At 56.2% G+C, this 19,308-nt stretch carries 21 protein-coding genes; 18 read left to right on the forward strand and 3 right to left on the reverse strand.

What is annotated here, in order from left to right:
- The first annotated feature begins 202 nt into the window (after positions 1–202).
- From secY to glmM, 15 genes are all read left to right on the forward strand, one after another.
- On the forward strand, positions 203–1,513 hold the full coding sequence (gene secY / locus ACN082_RS02805) for a preprotein translocase subunit SecY (protein ID WP_419099319.1): 1,311 nt from the start codon (positions 203–205) through the stop codon (positions 1,511–1,513).
- On the forward strand, positions 1,510–2,073 hold the full coding sequence (locus tag ACN082_RS02810) for an adenylate kinase (protein WP_419099320.1): 564 nt from the start codon (positions 1,510–1,512) through the stop codon (positions 2,071–2,073). The genes secY and ACN082_RS02810 overlap by 4 nt, the downstream gene beginning before the upstream one ends.
- Before the next feature lie 111 nt (positions 2,074–2,184).
- Positions 2,185–3,021 (forward strand): type I methionyl aminopeptidase, encoded by an 837-nt coding sequence (gene map, locus ACN082_RS02815; RefSeq protein ID WP_419099321.1) that lies wholly within the window; start codon positions 2,185–2,187, stop codon positions 3,019–3,021.
- A 126-nt stretch (positions 3,022–3,147) separates the two neighbouring features.
- Positions 3,148–4,329, forward strand: a complete 1,182-nt coding sequence (gene rlmN / locus ACN082_RS02820) for a 23S rRNA (adenine(2503)-C(2))-methyltransferase RlmN (RefSeq protein ID WP_419099322.1) — start codon at positions 3,148–3,150, stop codon at positions 4,327–4,329.
- Between the two features lie 409 nt (positions 4,330–4,738).
- The gene (gene infA, locus ACN082_RS02825; protein ID WP_083090737.1) at positions 4,739–4,960 is read left to right on the forward strand and encodes a translation initiation factor IF-1; all 222 of its coding nucleotides are present in this window, start codon (positions 4,739–4,741) and stop codon (positions 4,958–4,960) included.
- Between the two features lie 140 nt (positions 4,961–5,100).
- Positions 5,101–5,214: a 50S ribosomal protein L36 gene (gene rpmJ / locus ACN082_RS02830; RefSeq protein ID WP_004005257.1), complete on the forward strand. Its 114-nt coding sequence runs from the start codon at positions 5,101–5,103 to the stop codon at positions 5,212–5,214.
- Between the two features lie 156 nt (positions 5,215–5,370).
- On the forward strand, positions 5,371–5,739 hold the full coding sequence (gene rpsM, locus ACN082_RS02835; RefSeq protein WP_237202258.1) for a 30S ribosomal protein S13: 369 nt from the start codon (positions 5,371–5,373) through the stop codon (positions 5,737–5,739).
- Between the two features lie 71 nt (positions 5,740–5,810).
- Entirely contained in the window at positions 5,811–6,215 is a 405-nt protein-coding gene (gene rpsK / locus ACN082_RS02840; RefSeq protein WP_083090739.1) for a 30S ribosomal protein S11, read from the forward strand.
- A gap of 146 nt (positions 6,216–6,361) precedes the next feature.
- Complete coding sequence (locus ACN082_RS02845; RefSeq protein ID WP_419099323.1) at positions 6,362–7,357, forward strand: DNA-directed RNA polymerase subunit alpha; 996 nt, start codon at positions 6,362–6,364, stop codon at positions 7,355–7,357.
- Positions 7,358–7,453: 96 nt separating this feature from the next.
- A complete protein-coding gene (gene rplQ, locus ACN082_RS02850; RefSeq protein ID WP_419099324.1) occupies positions 7,454–8,146 on the forward strand; it encodes a 50S ribosomal protein L17 in 693 nt (230 codons plus the stop codon).
- Between the two features lie 114 nt (positions 8,147–8,260).
- The gene (gene truA / locus ACN082_RS02855) at positions 8,261–9,220 is read left to right on the forward strand and encodes a tRNA pseudouridine(38-40) synthase TruA (protein WP_419099325.1); all 960 of its coding nucleotides are present in this window, start codon (positions 8,261–8,263) and stop codon (positions 9,218–9,220) included.
- A 290-nt stretch (positions 9,221–9,510) separates the two neighbouring features.
- Positions 9,511–9,954, forward strand: coding sequence for a 50S ribosomal protein L13 (rplM, locus tag ACN082_RS02860; protein WP_419099326.1), 444 nt, complete (start codon positions 9,511–9,513; stop codon positions 9,952–9,954).
- Positions 9,955–9,989: 35 nt separating this feature from the next.
- Positions 9,990–10,478 (forward strand): 30S ribosomal protein S9, encoded by a 489-nt coding sequence (gene rpsI / locus ACN082_RS02865; protein WP_135013062.1) that lies wholly within the window; start codon positions 9,990–9,992, stop codon positions 10,476–10,478.
- Positions 10,479–10,676: 198 nt separating this feature from the next.
- A complete protein-coding gene (gene ppk2 / locus ACN082_RS02870; RefSeq protein ID WP_419099327.1) occupies positions 10,677–11,780 on the forward strand; it encodes a polyphosphate kinase 2 in 1,104 nt (367 codons plus the stop codon).
- 25 nt (positions 11,781–11,805) lie between these two features.
- Positions 11,806–13,161 (forward strand): phosphoglucosamine mutase, encoded by a 1,356-nt coding sequence (gene glmM / locus ACN082_RS02875; protein WP_419099328.1) that lies wholly within the window; start codon positions 11,806–11,808, stop codon positions 13,159–13,161.
- 294 nt (positions 13,162–13,455) lie between these two features.
- Here the strand turns inward: glmM and mscL are convergent, their stop codons facing one another.
- The 3 genes from mscL to coaA all read right to left on the reverse strand — a co-directional run bounded on the left by mscL (position 13,456) and on the right by coaA (position 15,772).
- Positions 13,456–13,833 carry a large conductance mechanosensitive channel protein MscL gene (gene mscL, locus ACN082_RS02880; protein WP_419099329.1) on the reverse strand — a complete coding sequence of 126 codons (378 nt, stop codon included), beginning with the start codon at positions 13,831–13,833 and terminating at the stop codon, positions 13,456–13,458.
- A gap of 141 nt (positions 13,834–13,974) precedes the next feature.
- Complete coding sequence (locus ACN082_RS02885; RefSeq protein ID WP_419099330.1) at positions 13,975–14,814, reverse strand: M15 family metallopeptidase; 840 nt, start codon at positions 14,812–14,814, stop codon at positions 13,975–13,977.
- Between the two features lies 1 nt (position 14,815).
- The gene (coaA, locus tag ACN082_RS02890; protein WP_419099331.1) at positions 14,816–15,772 is read right to left on the reverse strand and encodes a type I pantothenate kinase; all 957 of its coding nucleotides are present in this window, start codon (positions 15,770–15,772) and stop codon (positions 14,816–14,818) included.
- Between the two features lie 140 nt (positions 15,773–15,912).
- Here coaA and glmS point away from each other — a divergent pair, with 140 nt between their 5' ends.
- The 3 genes from glmS to ACN082_RS02905 all read left to right on the forward strand — a co-directional run bounded on the left by glmS (position 15,913) and on the right by ACN082_RS02905 (position 19,297).
- The gene (gene glmS, locus ACN082_RS02895) at positions 15,913–17,796 is read left to right on the forward strand and encodes a glutamine--fructose-6-phosphate transaminase (isomerizing) (RefSeq protein WP_419099332.1); all 1,884 of its coding nucleotides are present in this window, start codon (positions 15,913–15,915) and stop codon (positions 17,794–17,796) included.
- A 125-nt stretch (positions 17,797–17,921) separates the two neighbouring features.
- The gene (locus tag ACN082_RS02900) at positions 17,922–18,350 is read left to right on the forward strand and encodes a holo-ACP synthase (protein WP_419099333.1); all 429 of its coding nucleotides are present in this window, start codon (positions 17,922–17,924) and stop codon (positions 18,348–18,350) included.
- Positions 18,351–18,367: 17 nt separating this feature from the next.
- Positions 18,368–19,297, forward strand: coding sequence for an ADP-dependent NAD(P)H-hydrate dehydratase (locus tag ACN082_RS02905; protein ID WP_419099334.1), 930 nt, complete (start codon positions 18,368–18,370; stop codon positions 19,295–19,297).
- The last annotated feature ends 11 nt before the right edge of the window (positions 19,298–19,308 follow it).

Consider the following 19,308-nt stretch of genomic DNA (forward strand, 5'->3'; position numbering starts at 1 on the left):
TCTCATCTGCTGGAAAGCTGGGGTGGGGGAGTGAAGCCAGAATATCAACACTGAAAAGCCTGGGTATAGGGCTGGCCACACAGTGTGACCGCGAAATAATTAAGATTAAGCGCTAAACTGTAGAAGATTGTGTAAAAGCTCCGTCTTCTGGCTTCGGCCAGGAAAGAAGGGCTACCAAAACTTTTGTCTCACAGGAGGACATGTGCTGACCGCTTTCGGACGGGCCTTTAAGACGCCTGACCTGCGTAACAAGCTGCTGTTCACCCTGGGAATTATCGTGATTTACCGGTTGGGCGTCTTTATCCCCGCCCCCGGTGTTTCCTACGGAAACGTCCAGCAGTGCCTCAATACCATCACCGCAAGCGGTGGTATCTACGACATGATTAACCTCTTTAGCGGTGGCGCGCTGCTTCAGCTCTCGATTTTTGCCCTGGGTGTTATGCCATACATTACCGCCAGTATTATTGTGCAGCTGCTGCGCGTGGTGATTCCCCGGTTCCAGCAACTCCATGAGGAAGGCGCGCAGGGGCAGACTAAACTCACCCAGTACACTCGCTATCTGACTATCTTGCTGGCTCTGCTGAACGCCACAACCATCGTTTCACTGGCTCGTTCGGGCATGCTGCTGCAAGGGTGCACCCTGCCGGTAATTCCCGAGGACGGTTTTCTCAACATTCTTCTGATTATCACCACCCTGACAGCCGGTACCGGCGTCGTCATGTGGCTGGGCGAACAGATCACCGAGAAGGGCGTGGGCAACGGTATGTCCCTGCTGATCTTTACATCTATTGCTGCTTCCTTCCCCGGTGCATTTGGCGCTATTTTACAGGCGCAAGGTTGGGGCATCTTCTCAGCTGTCATTGCAGTTGGCCTGGTCCTGATTGTTGCTGTGGTCTTTGTAGAACAGTCCCAGCGTCGTATCCCGGTTCAGTATGCTAAGCGTATGATTGGTCGCCGCACTATCGGGGGAACAACCACCTATATTCCCCTTAAAGTCAATATGGCCGGTGTTATCCCCATCATCTTTGCATCATCCATGCTGATGGTTCCCGGTTTGCTCGCTCAGTTCAATACTCCTTCCGATGGCTCTGCACCACCGGAATGGGTCAACTGGGTCAAGGCCAACCTAACCATGGGGGACAAACCGCTTTACATGGTTCTCTACTTCCTGATGATCCTTGGCTTCGCCTATTTCTATGTCTCAATCACCTTTGACACCGAGGAAGTAGCAGACAATATGAAGAAGTACGGCGGCTTCATTCCCGGTATCCGTGCAGGGCGACCAACCCAGGAGTACCTAAGCTACGTCCTGAACCGCATCACTCTACCGGGCGCTATCTATGTAGCATTCTTGGCCTTGATTCCACTGATTGCATTTGTGCTCTTTGGTGCCAACCAAAATTTCCCGCTCGGCGGTGCCTCACTGCTGATCGTTATCGGCGTTGGTCTTGATACTATCAAGCAGATCGACGCCCAGCTCCAACAACGCAACTACGAAGGACTGCTCCGATGAACCGCTTGCTCATCATCGGCCCTCCCGGTGCCGGCAAAGGCACTCAGGCCGTCAAAATCGCTGAAAAACTGAACATTCCCGCTATCTCTACCGGCGACATCTTCCGCAAGAATATTAAGGAAGCTACCGACCTGGGCCAAGAAGCAAAGAGCTACATTGACTCAGGCAACCTGGTTCCAGACTCGGTAACCAACCGTATGGTACGCGCTCGTCTGGCTGAAGACGATACCGCCCAGGGCTTCCTGCTGGACGGCTACCCCCGAAATACCGCTCAGGTTGCTGAACTCGACTCAATTCTTGCTGACATGGGCCAGAAAATTGACCGTGTTCTGCTCCTGGTTGCAGATAACGACGAACTGGTTCAGCGTCTGCTGGGTCGGGCCGCTAAAGAAGGTCGCTCAGATGATAACGAAGAGGTCATCCGCCACCGCCTGAAGGTCTACCAAGAAGAAACCGCTCCGCTGCTTGAAATCTACACCGAGCGTCAGCTGGTTTCAGAAGTCAACGGTCTGGGCGAGATCGATGAGGTTACCGCCCGCATCATGGATGCTCTTAAGTAGAGCCTACCGACCCACCTGTGCCCCCGGTCATTGCGGGGGCACAGCACTTTAACGCACACTGGTGTAGCCTTGGCATTTACCACAAGCCCCATACAGCCCTGAAAGAGACACATGCGCCGCATAGAGTACAAAACCGACCGTCAACTAGCTGAGATGGCCCGAGCCGGTGTTATCACCTCCCGCGCCTTAGATGCTGCCGTTGCCGCAGCCCTACCCGGTGTGACCACCGCAGAGCTTGACCGGGTCTTCCGGAAGGTACTCGCCGAACACGGGGCCGGGTCTAACTTCCTGGGCTACTACGACTACCCGGCAACTATCTGTACCTCCGTCAACGACCAAGTGGTCCACGGGATCCCCGGTGACCGGGTCTTAGCTGAAGGTGACATTATCTCCATTGACGGCGGCGCAACCGTTCAGGACGACCGTGGAACCACCTGGCACGGCGACTCCGCCCGAACCGTCCTGGTCGGGAAAACCGTATCCGATGCTCGCCGCGAGCTCTCCGAGATCACCCGCGCGGCTCTCTGGCAGGGCATTGCCGCTGCCGCACGAGCCAAAAAAGTCGGTGAAATTGGTTTCGCCATTGAAAACTTTGTCCGCCAAGAAACCGGCGACAAGTACGGGATCATCGAAGACTTTGTAGGCCACGGAATTGGCACTTCCATGCACATGGCCCCAGACGTACTCAATTACGCCGCTCGTGACCTGGGCCCCCGCCTCAAAAAAGGAATGGCCCTAGCGATTGAGCCCATGCTGGTCACCGGCGGCATTGAAACCGTCACCCTCGAAGATGACTGGACCATCAAAACTCTTGATGGGGGAGATGCCTGCCAATGGGAGCACTCCGTGGCGATCCACTCAGACGGTATTTGGGTCCTTACCGCCGAAGACGGCGGAGCCTCCGAACTCTCCAAGCTCGGTGTTACGGTAAAGCCCATTCCTGCCTAAGAATTCATCGCGAAGGCGCGGCACCCTCAGAACCTTTGGATTACCCGCCGCTCCGAGCATCAGAAACGAACCATTTCACCGGGGAAAGGCCGCTAGCCCACACCCCTCACCGAAAGCATAGACTTTATGACTGAAACGATTAGCGTCCCCCTGGAAATCTCCAGCGCCAGACCAGAGCCGGGGCAAATCATCCTCAAGGCCCCTCGCCGCGGCAAGCCCCCGCGCCACATCGCTGACTTCGACATGGCAGGCCGCCGCGCCTTTCTGGAAGAACTGGGCTACAAGCCCTTCCGCGCCGCCCAACTCTCCAAGCACTACTTTGAACGCCTGGTTACTGACCCCGAGCAGATGACCGACCTACCCGCTGCCGAACGCGATACAATGGTCGCAGAAGCCATGCCCCAGCTTCTGACCACCGTGCGTACTCTTGAAGCAGATGGCGGTGATACCCTCAAAGTAGTTCACCGCCTCTTTGACGGAGCACTGGTGGAGTCTGTGATCATGCGCTACGAAAACCGCGTTACCATGTGTATCTCATCGCAGGCAGGCTGCGGTATGAACTGCCCCTTCTGCGCCACCGGCCAGCAGGGTCTCACCCGCAACCTTTCCACCGCCGAAATCGTGGAGCAGGTTGTAGCCGGTGCCCGTTACCTGAAAGAAATGAAGGGCCTTGAAGAGGCCGAAGGCGGCTCCGAAAACACCCGCCCCCTGCGCGTCTCCAACATCGTCTTCATGGGCATGGGCGAAGCCCTCGCCAACTATAAGGCAACCATGGGGGCCGTCCACCGCCTCATCGATCCGGCCCCCGAAGGCCTAGGAATCTCAGCACGCGGCATCACCATGTCTACCGTTGGACTAGTCCCCGGTATCCGCAAATTTGAACTCGAAAAACTCCCCATCACTCTGGCGCTGTCTCTGCACGCCCCAGATGATGAACTTCGTGACGAACTGATCCCCATCAACCAGCGCTGGAAAGTCGACGAAACCCTCGACGCGGCCTACGACTACTACCGGACCACCGGCCGCCGTATCTCCATCGAGTACGCACTTATTCGCGACATCAACGACCAGGGCTGGCGCGCGGACCTCCTCGGTAAGAAACTGGCCCAGCGCGGCCGGGGCTGGGTCCACGTCAACCCCATCCCCCTCAACCCCACCCCCGGCTCCAAATGGACAGCCTCACGCAAGGGTGTTGAACAGAACTTTGTTGAGCGCCTCCGCGCCCATGGGATTCCCACCACCGTGCGCGACACACGCGGTAGCGATATCGACGGAGCATGCGGCCAGCTAGCCGCCAAAGAGGACTAAGAGTATATAAGTTCCTCTTTTTGCTTGTGCGCCCCGTCTGCCCCCTAAACGCCAGCCCAAGCCAGCAGACGGGGCAGGCCACCAGCAGAATAAATCTCAGCCAGCATAGGAGTATGCCCAAGCTAATAAGTTGAAGGCATACGGGGACTGCTCCTTCATCATCTTGTGTCCGGTTCACGCAAGAACCGCAACAGCAACAAAGCCCCAGCGAGTTAATGTGAACCTCATTATGTTTTGAGGAAACCGTTAACTTTCTGGGGCATTTGCCGTATATTAGATTGTTGGTTGTCTGTGCCAAGCGTTTGCGCGCATGCGGAGCCAAGCTCATCCCTTGAGAACAAGCCCCGAACGCAGAAAAAATACTACCAACTGCCCACACAAAAATGGGCACGAACGTAAAGCGGAGGATATGGCCAAGAAAGACGGCGTCATCGAGATCGAAGGTACCGTGGTCGAAGCACTGCCCAACGCATCATTCCGCGTTGAGCTGGACAACGGACACAAAGTACTGGCACACATCTCAGGCAAGATGCGTCAGCACTACATTCGAATCCTGCCTGAGGACCGAGTAGTAGTGGAGCTGAGCCCCTACGACCTCTCACGCGGTCGTATCGTCTACCGCTACAAGTAAACACAAAGGCAAACGTCGCACTATGCGGCGTTTACGCCGTGTAAAAGGGGTAAACAGTTCTACCACCGGGCAACCGGACACAGAACCTCTTACCCCGCCCGTCCAAAGCATTAGCTGAAACATCAACGCAAAGGAATGCGATGAAGGTCAAGCCGAGCGTTAAGCCGATCTGCGACAAGTGCAAAGTGATCCGCCGTCACGGTGTGGTCATGGTGATCTGCGAAAACCCGCGCCACAAGCAGCGCCAGGGCTAACACCCAGGACAGCTGAGAAAAGTCCACCCTCACCGGTGGCAGACAGAAAATGGCACCGCTCCTGAGCAATCAGGATACCCTCGGGCACAGAGGCCGGGGACCGGAACAACCGGGCAGTGATGTCACAGACCTCTGCGAAAACAAGGAGAACGCCCCATGGCACGTCTCGCTGGAGTCGATATTCCCCGCGAAAAGCGCGTGGAAATTGCTCTTACTTACATCTACGGCGTGGGCAAGACCCGTGCAAAAGAAGCGCTAGCTGCAACCGGTGTTGACCCCAACACCCGCGTCAAGGACCTTGACGACTCACAGCTCGTAGCACTTCGTGACTTCATCGAAGGCAACTACAAGGTTGAAGGTGACCTTCGCCGCGAGGTTGCTGCTGATATCCGCCGCAAGGTAGAAATCGGTAGCTACCAGGGTCTGCGTCACCGCCGTGGCCTTCCCGTACACGGCCAGCGCACCAAGACCAACGCTCGTACCCGCAAGGGCCCCAAGCGTACCGTCGCCGGTAAGAAGAAGTAAACAGTGTTGTCTCAGTCTTACACATCGCGTAAGGCCAACACTTCCACCAAAACTTTGTAGGAGAATCAAAAATGCCTCCCAAGACTCGCGCAGCGGCCAAACGAACCGGCCGCCGCAAGGTTTCCAAGAACATTGTTGCCGGTCAGGCACACATCAAGTCAACCTTTAACAACACCATCGTATCGATTACCGATCCTTCAGGTGCGGTTATCTCCTGGTCATCCGCAGGTGAAATGGGCTTCAAGGGTTCACGTAAGTCAACCCCCTACGCAGCTCAGATGGCCGCTGAGACCGCTGCAAAGCGCGCTCAGGAGCACGGTGTCCGCAAGGTAGACGTTTTCGTTAAGGGCCCCGGCCCCGGTCGCGAAACCGCTATCCGCTCACTCCAGGCTACCGGCCTCGAGGTTGGCTCCATCCAGGACGTCACCCCCGTTGCCCACAACGGTTGCCGTCCCCCGAAGCGCCGCCACGTCTAAACCTCGCTGTCTAGACGCGTCCCGAACATCGGGCGATTGGCCACCTCACGGTAGCCGATCAATGAACAGACTGCTTCGTCTGCTTCCTCACTCGTTTTTCCCAACCTGTGAGCTCATATAGCGGATGCTCACCGAAAGGAAACATAGTGCTCATTGCACAGCGCCCCATCCTACGTGAAGAACATGTATCGGAAAACCGTTCACGCTTCACCATCGAGCCCCTCGAACCCGGCTTCGGCTACACCCTGGGTAACTCCCTCCGTCGCACCCTTCTCTCATCAATCCCCGGTGCCGCTGTAACCAGCATCCGCATCGACGGTGTGCTGCACGAATTCAGCACCGTAGAAGGTGTGACCGAGGACGTCACCGAGATCATCTTGAACATCAAGAAGCTCTCCATCTCATCTGAGAACGACGAACCCGTTATCGCTTACCTGCGCAAGCAGGGCGAAGGTGAGCTCACCGCAGCCGACATTGAGGTGCCCGCAGGCGTCGAGATCCACAACCCGGATCTGCACATCGCAACCCTCAACAACCGCGCAAACTTCAACGCAGAACTGACCATCGAACGCGGCCGTGGCTACGTCTCGGCAGCCCAGAACAAGTCAGGTGATGCAGAGATCGGCCGTATCCCGGTTGACTCCATCTACTCACCCGTCCTGAAGGTCACCTTCCGCGTTAGCGCAACCCGTGTTGAGCAGCGCACCGACTTCGACTCCCTTACCCTGGACGTCGAAACCAAGGAAGCAATTGCTCCCCGCGACGCAGTCGCATCAGCAGGTAACACCCTCGTTGAGCTCTTCGGCCTTGCCCGTGAACTCAACACTGCCGCTGAAGGTATCGAAGTTGGCCCGTCACCCGCTGACGAGTCAATGGCCGCAGACCTGGCTCTGCCCATCGAAGACCTGGACATGACCGTCCGCTCCTACAACTGCCTCAAGCGCGAGGGCATCCACACCGTGGGTGAGCTCGTGACCCGCAGCGAAGCTGACCTCATGGACATCCGTAACTTCGGTGCCAAGTCCATCGACGAAGTCAAGGCAAAGCTCACCGAGCTCGGCCTGTCCCTCAAGGACTCACCCGCCGGTATGGATCTCTCAGCCCGCCTGCAGGACGACGACAGCTACGGCAGCGACTACTAAGACACCGGCAGTCAACGCACCCGCGTTACACCAGTCAAACATCTTTGGTTCCACTAGCCTGACGGCTTGAGGAACGGCTTACCAGGAGAAATTAATATGCCTACTCCCACTAAGGGTCCCCGCCTCGGCGGATCACCGACCCACGAGCGCATCATGCTGAACAACCTGTCTCAGCAGCTCTTCGAGCACAAGCGCATCACCACCACCGTTACCAAGGCCAAGCGCATGCGTCCGGTCGCTGAGCGCCTGATTACCTTCGCTAAGAAGGGTGATCTCGCCGCTCGCCGTCGCGTCCTGCGCTCCATCGGTAACAAGTCAGTTGTCCACGAACTGTTCACCGTCATTGCACCCGCAATGGCAGAACGCCCCGGTGGCTACACCCGCATCACCAAGATCGGTAACCGCAAGGGCGATAACGCTCCTATGGCCGTTATCGAACTGGTCATGGAGCCCGTAGCAACCGCAGCAGCTGTTTCCGAAGCAACCAAGGTTGCAGATAGTGCAGCAGCTCAGGAAGAGACCCCTGCTCCCGCAGCAGCTGCCGCTCCCGTAGCAGAAGAAGCTCAGGCTTCTGACCTGCCCGCAGGCGCACACGCTCCTCTGGAATCCGGTGAAGCTCCCGAGGGCTTCGAGATCAAGGGCAACGCTGACTCCATGAAGTACCACGTACCCGGCTCACGCTGGTATGCAAACACCCAGGCTGAGATTTGGTTCGACACCAAGGAATCAGCTGAAGCAGCAGGTTACGCACCTGCTGGTGGTGCTGCAGCACAGACCATCTCCGAATAATTTTCGGTGTCTGCGGTGGCCTTCCCTCAGGGGGAGGCCACCGCTGTTTTAAGCTAAGGTTCTGTTTGCCGCTACAGTGGAAGAAATACATGCAGGACGCTGGGAAGGAAAGACATGACTGAACACCCCCTGGGCGCTGTGCTATCTGCGGATGAGGAAGAGACCGCTGACTCCACGGTGCGCGTGCGGATAGATTTTTCCTATGACGGTGGCCCCTTTGCAGGTTGGGCTAAACAGCCCGGGTTGATTACTGTACAGGGTGTCCTGGAAGAAGCGCTTGCCCTCATTTTTCGGGTGCCCATATATACTACTGTGGCTGGTAGAACTGACGCCGGTGTCCACGCCCTGCACCAGGTAGTGCACTTCGACGTCTCGCGTTCTGCCTGGGAAAGAATGCCGGGTAAGAACCTAAATCTTGACCCCGGTAAGGCACTAGGCCGTAAACTGCGGGGGGCCTTGAGCCGGGCGCTGGCCGATGCAGAGGCTGAGCTCGGGCTACCCACCCGCTTGCAGGGCTATCTCCAGAAAGCAATCACTGTGACAGAGTGCCGTGAGGTGCCTGCCGACTTCGATGCCCGCTTTTCTGCCCTAGAGCGGTCCTACCGTTACCTGATTGAAGATCACCAGGAGGAACGGGGTAGTAATCCGCTCAACAGGCACCTTGCCTGGCAGGTTAATGCTGGGCTTGACCTGCAGCTAATGAACAGGGCAGCGGAAGAACTGCTGGGCCTTAAGGACTTCCTTTCTTTCTGCAAGCCCAGGGCTGGTTCCACAACAATTCGCGAGCTTCGGGAACTGAGCTTTGAACGCAGAGAAGACGGCCTCATCGAGGCAACTATCAGGGCAGATGCTTTTTGTCACAATATGGTCAGAACCCTGATAGCTTCTTTGGTCATGGTAGGGGAGGGTGCCCGCGATATGGCCTGGTTGCAGAGCCGCATCAGCACGCCGGTACGTGATTCTCAGGTTCGTCTGGCCGCCCCACGAGGCTTAGCTCTGGCACGGATTAGCTACCCAGAAGCCTCCGGATACGCCAGGCAGGCCAATAGGGCAAGGAATCTAAGAACTCTTTAAATAACATTCGTGTGATTTAAAGGTGAGGTCAGTCAAACAAGCCTATTTAAGGGAGCTTAGCTCTGGCTTAAAGCTAGAAGATTGGGTATAGTTTCATACGTTGTGCGTATACCGCCCTAATTTCGTACCCTGTTCTTCGGTCTAGTTGCAGGACAATAACGGGGAATAAGTGGTCTTAGGAGCTTGGTAGGCAGTTGTGTTTGGCCCTCACCCGAACCCTGCCCCACGCACTCACAGTAATCTAGCGCGATACCCAACTAGCGCTACCCGAAACGAGAAAAGGCGAAATTTTGCGCACTTACACTCCGAAGTCAGGCGATAACAACCGCCAGTGGCACATCATTGATGCCTCTGACGTTGTTCTCGGCCGTCTCGCAAGCCAGACCGCAATCCTGCTGCGCGGCAAGCACAAGCCCACCTTCGCACCTCACGTTGACATGGGTGACTCTGTCATCATCATCAACGCAGAAAAGGTTGCACTGACCGGTGCAAAGCTTGAGCAGAAGCGTGCCTACCGCCACTCGGGCTATCCCGGTGGTCTCAAGTCCGTCAACTACGCTGAACTGCTGGAAACCAACCCTGTTCGCGCCGTAGAGAAGGCCGTCAAGGGCATGCTCCCCAAGAACAAGCTGGCTGCACAGCAGCTCAAGAACCTCAAGGTTTACGCTGGTTCTGAGCACCCCCACGCAGCTCAGCAGCCCAAGACCTACGAATTCAACCAGGTTGCCCAGTAATTCGGGCCTACGAAAGAACTATTAAAGGAGACATCGTGGCTCAGAACGAAGAGTACACCACCGAAGAAGAGCTCACTAGCTACACTTCCGAATCCTCAGCTCCTGTAGCTGAGAAGGCTGCCCGCCCCGCACTGACCGTTGGTGGTCAGGCTGTTGGTCGCCGTAAGGAAGCTGTTGCTCGCGTTCGCCTGGTACCCGGTACCGGCAAGTGGACCGTTAACGGTCGCGAGCTTGACAACTACTTCCCCAACAAACTGCACCAGCAGGAAGTAAACGATCCTTTCAAGCTTCTTGAGCTTGAAGGCGCTTACGACGTCTTCGCCCGTATCTCAGGTGGCGGACCCTCCGGTCAGGCCGGCGCACTGCGTCTTGGCGTTGCTCGTGCACTGAACGAGATTGATGCCGAGAACAACCGCCCCGCCCTCAAGAAGGCAGGCTTCCTGACCCGCGACGCTCGTGTTATCGAGCGTAAGAAGGCTGGTCTTAAGAAGGCACGTAAGGCTTCACAGTTCTCCAAGCGTTAAGCTTTACTGGAATCCTTTCAGCCTCAGCTGTTTGAGAAGTGCCCTCTCCCTTTTTGGGAGGGGGCACTTTTGTATTTCCTGGTCAGCCTAGTAAGAGAGCTTTGCTCCCGGTTAGGGTCAAAAGTTCTGTAACAGTGGGTTTACTCCCAGAGGCGTTCTAAGATAGTGGTGGAAACTACACCGAGAGAAAGGATGCCCATGGCATCTGCTAATGACGCGCGTGCAACCGGTCAGAACCCCACACCAGGCAAAAAAGCCGCAGCGGAAGAGGACACACAGACTACACCCCCGGTTACTGAGGGCAAAGAGGCCCACGCCGGCAGACCTGAGGACACTAAGAAACAAGCTGTCAAGGCCGCCTTAGCTAAAACAACTCGTCGGGTCTCTGTCGTTGAAGACTATAGTGCAGAGCTCGATGAGATTGCATCATTGACCAAGAAACTCAAGGGGGGAGAGGAGAGCCTCTCTGATGCCTGGAAGGTAGGCTACCCCTACGATAAGAAACTAGGACGTAAAGAGTACGAAAAAGAGAAGCGTGCCTTGCAGATTGAGCTTCTCAAACTGCAGCTATGGATTAAAGAAACCGGCCAGAAGGTACTCATTATCTTCGAGGGCCGCGATGCCGCAGGCAAGGGTGGCGCCATCAAACGCTTTATGGAGCATCTTAATCCCCGTGGCGCTCGTGTTGTGGCCCTGGAGAAGCCCACCGATATTGAGCAGACCCAGTGGTACTTTCAGCGTTATATCCAGCACCTTCCTTCAGGCGGCGAGATCGTGCTCATGGACCGTTCTTGGTACAACCGTGCCGGTGTTGAGCGCGTCATGGGCTACTGCACCTCCCAGCAGTACTACGAGTTCATGCGTGAGGTTCCTGAGCTAGAACGTATGCTGGTGAACTCCGGAGTTAGGCTCATCAAGTTCTGGTTCTCTGTCACCCGTGCAGAGCAACTGGCCCGTTTCAATTCACGACGTACCGACCCTGTGCGCCAGTGGAAGCTTTCACCTACCGACCTAGCATCGCTGGATAAGTGGGACGACTACACCGCAGCCAAGGAAGCCATGTTCTTCTACACTGACACCGGTGATGCTCCCTGGACCGTGGTCAAATCAAACGACAAGAAGCGTGCTCGCCTAGAAGCTATGCGCCATGTGCTCAGCCAGTTTGAGTACCCCAATAAGGACCACGCCCTGGTCGGGGCCACAGACTCCTTGATTGTTGGTAAGGGCTCGGACGTTCTGGAGGATGACGACGATAGCATCGAAAATCCAGAGGGTTTCCCCGTCCTGCGTGAAGAAAAGTAGCTCTGAGAGCGTAGAATAGTCTGTAATGACTAGATTATTCGGAACCGACGGTGTTCGCGGCCTCGCTAACGATCTCATCACTCCTGCGCTTGCTATGGAGCTAGCGCAGGCCGCGTCCATCGTCCTAGGGTTCAATACGGTTGAAGAAGGTACTCGCCCCAAGGCTGTCATCGCTCATGACTCCCGTATTTCCGGTGAGTTTATTGGTGCAGCTATGACCGCTGGTTTCGCGGCTTCTGGCGTTGATGTCCTTGACGCGGGTATGGTACCCACGCCTGCAGCTGCCTACCTGGTAGCAAGCACCGGCGCAGACTTTGGTGTCATGATTTCCGCGTCGCACAACGCCGCAGAAGACAACGGCATTAAGTTTTTGGCCCGGGGCGGTAAGAAACTGGATGATGAGATTGAGAACGCCATTGAGGCTCTCTACCGTTCCAAAGACTTCCGTTACCCCACTCACGGTGATGTTGGGCGAGTTCGTCTGTTAACAGACGGCGAAGACCGCTACGTGACACACCTGATGTCGACCATGCCAGAACACCGCCGTCTCAACGGCCTCAAAGTGGTTTTGGACTGCGCCAATGGCGCTTCCTCAGGTGTTTCCCCAGACGCTTTCCACGCCCTGGGCGCCAAAGTCTTCCTTATTGGCGCCGAGCCCGATGGCAACAACATTAATGACGGTGTGGGTTCTACTCACCCCGAGCTACTGCAAGAAGCCGTTGTTAAGCACAGCGCTGACCTGGGCATTGCCCATGACGGTGATGCTGACCGCTGTATGGCGGTAGACGAGCAGGGCAACCTGGTAGATGGTGATCAGATTATGGCCATTCTTGCTCTTTCCATGAAAGAAGCAGGAAGGCTCAAAGACGATACCCTGGTCGCAACCGTCATGAGTTCTTTGGGCTTGGAGCATTTCCTCAGGGATCATGACATCAAGCTTGTGCGTACCAAGGTGGGGGATCGCTATGTTCTTGAAGCCATGAACAAGCACGGCTACAACCTGGGGGGTGAACAGTCAGGTCACGTGATTATGAGCGATCATGCCACGACCGGCGATGGTGTTCTCACCGGCTTGCATCTTGCCGCTGAGGTTGCCCGAACAGGTCTGCCTCTCTCCGAGTTGGCTAACCGTATGCAAGCAACCCCCCAGAAGCTCATCAACGTCAAGGGTGTTGACCGTTCCGGCGTTGCTACCTGCCAGCCCCTCCAGGAAGCTATTGCACAGGCAGAAGCTGAACTTGGTGATAGTGGCCGTGTACTGCTTCGGGCCTCGGGCACAGAGCCTCTGGTGCGCGTCATGGTTGAGGCCCAGACTCAGGAAGTCGCCGATGCCACTGCTCAGGCTCTTGCCGATGTGGTCTCTCGTGAGTTAGCTCTGTAGAGCGCGTTCGGGCCTAAAGACTTACAGCGGGTCTCTCCACTAGGGGAGGCTCGCCTTCTCTTTGCAGGAATTTTGTGGCTTCTCTGCAGGGGGGGGAGATAGCTCCTGTTAGGCGCAAGGGGGGTAGGGAATCATTGGCCTTGTGCCAGAGCTAGCTTTGTCTCTCTTTGCGGAGGGACTTAAGGCCTTTCTATCGACTGGGACCGATAGCTGATGAAGGTGGGAGAGAAAAAGTAGGGCCCCGGTAGCTTGTGCTACCGGGGCCCTGGTGATTTATAGGAGTTTTATATGAGATTACTTGGCGCTCAGGGCGTCACGGATCTCCTTGAGAAGAGCAACCTGGGGATCCTCTTCTTCAGCTTCTTCTTCGAGGCCGAGCTTGGCAGCGCGACGTTCGTTGAGCTTGTTGATGGGTGTTACGATGCAGAAGTAAACAGCTGCTGCGATGAGCAGGAAGTTAACAACTGCGGTCAGGAAAACGCCAATCTTGATGTCGCCGTACACCAGGAACTGGTCAAAGCTCGGAGCCTTAACAATCATGGCGATGGCCGGCATAAGAACCGACTCAACCAGGGCAGTGATAACGGCGGTGAAGGCGGTGCCAATAATCAGACCAACTGCCAGGTCGATGACGTTACCGCGGGTGATGAAATCTTTAAATCCACTAAGCATGAGTCCAACACTAGCGCCTTAAAGGGCAAGTGAACACACAAAAAGCCACCATTTCGGATATAGTCCTAGTGCACTTACTCACACTAGGGCTAAAACCTACCGTGAGAGGTAGGTGTGGAAAACCCGAGTGGTGGCTGAAAGCTAGTAGGAGGGTGCTGCCGGTAGTCCGTAGAACTCTTCGAGAGTTTTCGCCCCTGATTCTTTGTAGGCTTTGGCTTGCTCTTTTCCGATGTAGCGCAGGTGCCAAGACTCGTACCAATAGCCGGTGGTTTCGTGTTCCATCCAGGGGTAGCGAACAATAAAGCCGTACTCGTGGGCGTGCTCAGCTGCCCAGAGAGCCGTGGCGGTGTCCCTGAAGCAGGGCTGAAGATCGCAGTCACTGCCACTACCAATATCAAGGGCAAGACCGGTTTGGTGTTCCGAGTAACCTGGGCGGGCGGAGGCAACATCGGCCCCTTCCCGGCCGTACTGGGCGACCCAGCCTGCGTAGGTTGCCTGCTGGGTCTCATAAGAGCGGTAGCCACTGAGTGCAGTCATCGGTGCACCGGCTGCTGCCGCATCAGCGAACATTTTTTGGGCCGCCTGGCTGGCTTGGGCCCGCAGATAGACACCACCGATGGGTTGCAGATCGGCTGGTGCGTAAGTTGAGGGGTTGAGAGGGTTCTGCTTGTTGACCACCACATTCAGTGAAGAAGCTCTTGAAGTGTCCGCAAAGTAGGTGGGCCCAGGCTGAGCTGGCTCTGACCCCTGGGGGGTAGCTTTAGCCGGGCTGGTGCTGGCCTGCTTTGAAGCCGGGCTGACTGAAGTACCGGCTGATGCTTCAGCAGATGTTGCTGACGCTACAGAAGTGGCTTGGGCAGAGACCTCCTCTCCTTGAGTAGGCGAAAACTTTACAGTGTCCTCTCCTGTAGAAGAGCAAGCTGTTAAGGCCATGGTGATGATTCCCGCGATAGCAAGCGGGGTGTGTCTTAGCTCTTGCACGTCAGTTCTTTCTCAGGAGTACGCGACGAATTTTATGGTCATGTGATTTTTTGAGAATAAGTTGTGCCCGGCCCCGCGTTGGTCGGACATTCTCTCGAAGATTGGGCTCATTGATAGAACGCCAAATACTTAAAGCAAGCTCACGCGCGGCCTCCTCAGAAAGGTTGGCGTACCGCTTGAAGTAGGATTCCGGGTTGGTAAAGGCAGAACGCTGGAGTTTAAGGAACCTTTGTACGTACCAGGACTCGATATCGCTGGTCCGGGCATCCACATAGATGGAGAAGTCAAAGAAATCAGCCAGGCTCAGAGCCGAGCTTTCATGGGCCCCCAGCTTGGCAGGAGCTAGCACGTTCAGGCCCTCAACGATGAGTACATCGGGGCTGGTAACCTCAATATGCTCCCCGGGAATAATGTCGTAGTACAGGTGCGAATACTTAGGCGCTGTCACTGAGGGGGAGCCTGATTTGACGTCCGAGACGAAGCGCAGGAGAGCCCGCCGGTCATAGGATTCGGGAAATCCCTTTCTGCCCATCAGCCCGCGCCGCTCTAACTCAGCGTTGGGGTAGAGGAAACCATCGGTGGTCACAAGCTGGACGTTGGGGGTTGAGGGCCACCTGCGGAGGAGCTCCTGCAGTACACGGGCGGTAGTTGACTTACCAACAGCTACAGAGCCAGCCACACCAATAATAAAAGGAACCTTTTGACCCCGAATACCCAGAAAATCATTGGTCATATGGTTAGTACTGGCTGCTGCATTGACGTAGAGATTGAGCAACCTGGAGATAGGGAGATAAACCTGGCTGACCTCGTCCAGGTCAATTGTTTCCCCAAGCCCCTGAAGCTGTTCTAACTCGTCTTCACTCAGGGGAACCTCAATTTCGCTCGCTAACCGAGACCAGGTTTCCCGGTCTAGCTCAATAAAGGGAGAGTGCCTGAGGTAGAGAGATGGGTTGCTCATTCTCTATAGTCTACGGCCACAGCCTCTACCTGACTGAATATGACAGCGCGGTAACCTCGGCGTTTATAAGGTCAAACTGTGTCGTAGTGATCAGTCAGTAAATCATCAGAGGCGCGTGATAGGCAATGTAGTATGAGAGTATGTGTGGAATCGTAGGATATGTAAGTCTGGGCACTGCCGCAGACGGTAAGAAATTTGACCATAGCGCGTACGACGTAGTTCTTGAAGGCTTGCGTCGCCAGGAATACCGTGGCTATGACTCGGCCGGTGTAGCACTCATCGGCGAAGACGGAATTGAATTCCGTAAAAAGTCAGGCAAACTGGTTAACCTGGAGGCTGAGGTAGCGGCAAGCCCCCTTCCCGCAAGCACGATCGGTATCGGCCATACCCGTTGGGCAACCCACGGCGGCCCCACCGACACCAACGCGCATCCCCATGTTGTTGACAATGGGCGGCTAGCAGTCGTTCACAACGGTATTATCGAAAACTTCGCTGAGCTTCGCGCTGAGCTGCTGGTAGAAGGCGTGGAATTCAAGTCGCAGACTGACACCGAAATCGCCGCTAACCTCATCGCCAGCATTTACAACAAACTGGAAAACAAAGACCTGACAGAGGCCGTGCGCCGGGCATCCAACCGCTTGGAAGGTGCCTTCACCATTCTGGCTATCCACGTTGATTTTCCGGATCGCGTTGTGGCAACCCGCCGCAACTCACCCCTGGTTATTGGCCTGGGTGATAACGAAAACTTCCTGGGCTCAGACGTTTCAGGTTTCATCGACTACACCAAGCGTGCAGTCGAAATGGGGCAGGACCAGATCGTTACCATCACCGGTGGCGAATACTCCATCATCGACTTTGAGGGCTTCCCTGCTGAGGGTAAAGAATTTGCCATTGAATGGGACACCGCCGCTGTTGAAAAGGGCGGCTTCTCTTCCTTCATGGAGAAGGAAATCCACGAGCAGCCTGCAGCTGTCCGCGACACCCTGCTTGGCCGTCTGGACGAAAAGGGCAACCTCACCCTCGATGAACTCAAGATTGACGATGTAACCCTGCGAAGCATCAACAAAATTATCGTGGTCGCATGTGGAACCGCCGCTTACGCAGGCCAGGTCGCCCGTTACGCCATCGAGCACTGGTGTCGTATCCCCACCGAGGTAGAACTCGCTCACGAGTTCCGCTACCGTGACCCGATTGTTGACGAGAAGACCCTGGTTGTGGCTCTGTCACAGTCCGGCGAAACCATGGACACTCTCATGGCCGTCCGCCACGCCCAGGAACAGGGCGCTAAGGTTGTCTCCATCTGCAACACCAATGGCTCGACCCTGCCCCGCGAATCAGACGCCGCTCTGTACACCCACGCAGGCCCCGAAATCGCTGTTGCATCTACCAAAGCCTTCCTGTCACAGATCGCTGCAGCCTACCTGCTGGGCCTCTACCTGGCTCAGCTACGTGGCAACATGTTCAAGGACGAAATCCGCTCAATCCTTGAAGAACTGCAGAAGATGCCCGAAAAGATTCAGGCTGTCATCGATGCAGAAGACCAGGTCAAGGACCTTGGCAAGTCCATGAAGGACGCCAAATCGGTTCTCTTCCTGGGCCGCCACGTGGGCTTCCCCGTAGCGCTCGAAGGCGCACTCAAGCTCAAGGAAATCGCCTACCTACACGCCGAAGGCTTCGCCGCTGGTGAGCTCAAGCACGGCCCCATCGCCCTGGTTGAAGAAGGCCAGCCGATCTTCGTGATTGTTCCTTCACCTAGCGGCCGCGATTCACTGCACTCCAAGGTTGTTTCTAACATCCAGGAAGTGCGCGCCCGCGGCGCGGTGACCATCGTTATCGCAGAAGAGGGCGACACCGCTGTTGAGGAGCACGCTGATCACATCATCCGCATCCCCTCCGCACCCAGCCTGCTTCAGCCCCTGCTCTCTACCGTTCCGCTGCAGATCTTTGCATGCTCGGTAGCCCACGCAAAGGGCTACGACGTTGACCAGCCTCGTAACCTGGCCAAGTCGGTGACCGTTGAGTAAAGGCTCTCGCTAGGTTGTTTATACGCCCCCGTATCCTCGCAAGGATACGGGGGCTTCTATTTCCCCACTCAAACCACGACTAGAATGGGGCAAGGATTATAAACACCTACCTGGAAGGTGCAGGCATGATTATGGGAACCGGCGTCGATGTAGTGAACATTGACCGTTTTGCTGAGCTCCTCAAACGAACACCGGGCCTGAAAGAGCGCCTCTTTGTGCCTTCAGAACGCGGCAAACCAGTCCGTTCCCTAGCTGCCCGCTTTGCGGCAAAAGAAGCTACAGCCAAAGCTCTCGGAGCGCCTGCCGGACTGGTCTGGCACCACTGCTGGGTTGAGAACGACACCAACGGTGCGCCCTATCTCACCATCCAAGGAACCGTGGCCCAAAGAGCACATGAGCTGGGAATTAACCGTCTGCACCTGACCATCAGCCACGATGAACCCGTAGCGACCGCTACTGTCATGGCAGAACGGCTCAGCCCAGAAGAAATGGCCTATCTAGCTGAACACGACCCCTCGCCCCGCGGAATCCTACCACCCAGCACATCACAGTAGTAGTAAGAAAGTAAGCTATGACTCATGGACCTCAGCCACTGACTCTTGAGCAATGCGCACAGGTACTTACCGCCCCTACAGGCACCTCACACAAGTACACCAGAGGTGTGCTGGGGCTACTCACCGGAAGCGATAGCTACCCCGGTGCGGCGCTCATGTCGGCCCGTGCCGCAGTTAATACCGGTGCAGGTATGGTCAGATTCCTGGGAACTTCCTCCCTCAACCTCCTGATGCACCTGTCCGTTCCAGAAGCCGTTTGCACAGTAACCAGCACCCCGGAGAAGACCCGGGTCGATGCCTGGGCGCTGGGCAGCGGTGTCAGCGGTCAAGACCGCGAAAACCAGCTACGGCAGATCCTGCAGGCCAGAGAACCCGGGGTTATTGATGCCGGTGCGGTAGCACTCGCAAGCCAACTGGTTGCAGTTGACGGTCTAGAACTGGCCGCCCACCACATCATCACCCCGCATGCAGGTGAAGCCACCGATGCCTTGACCTGGCTAGCTACCCTTAAACCCCAGCTGCTCCCGGAGCTTACTGAAGTACCTAGCCGCCATGAGATTGAGAACGAACCAGCCCGCTACGCCAGAATTCTTGCTGGCGCTCTCGGCGTCACAGTACTGCTCAAAGGCGGTTCAACAACCATCAGTGAACCATCGGGGCAGACCTACACCGTCACGGGCAACAGCCCCTGGCTGGCAACTGCCGGTAGCGGAGACACCCTCGCCGGCATTCTGGGCGCGCTCCTAGCCCGCTACCAGGCAGAGACACCCGCTGAGGCCCGGAAATCAAAAGACTACGCACTGCTGGCCGCCGCCGCCGTCCTGATCCACGGAAAAGCCGCCGAACATGTACACCCAGCCGGTATGCCAGGCCCGCTACCGCCTACCCTGGTGGCTGAACACATACCCGGTGCAGTGGCCCAAACCCTAGCCTCACATCCCGCATAAAACAGAAAAAA

Source organism: Rothia sp. CCM 9417 (assembly GCF_048513575.1).
Taxonomy (GTDB): domain Bacteria; phylum Actinomycetota; class Actinomycetes; order Actinomycetales; family Micrococcaceae; genus Rothia.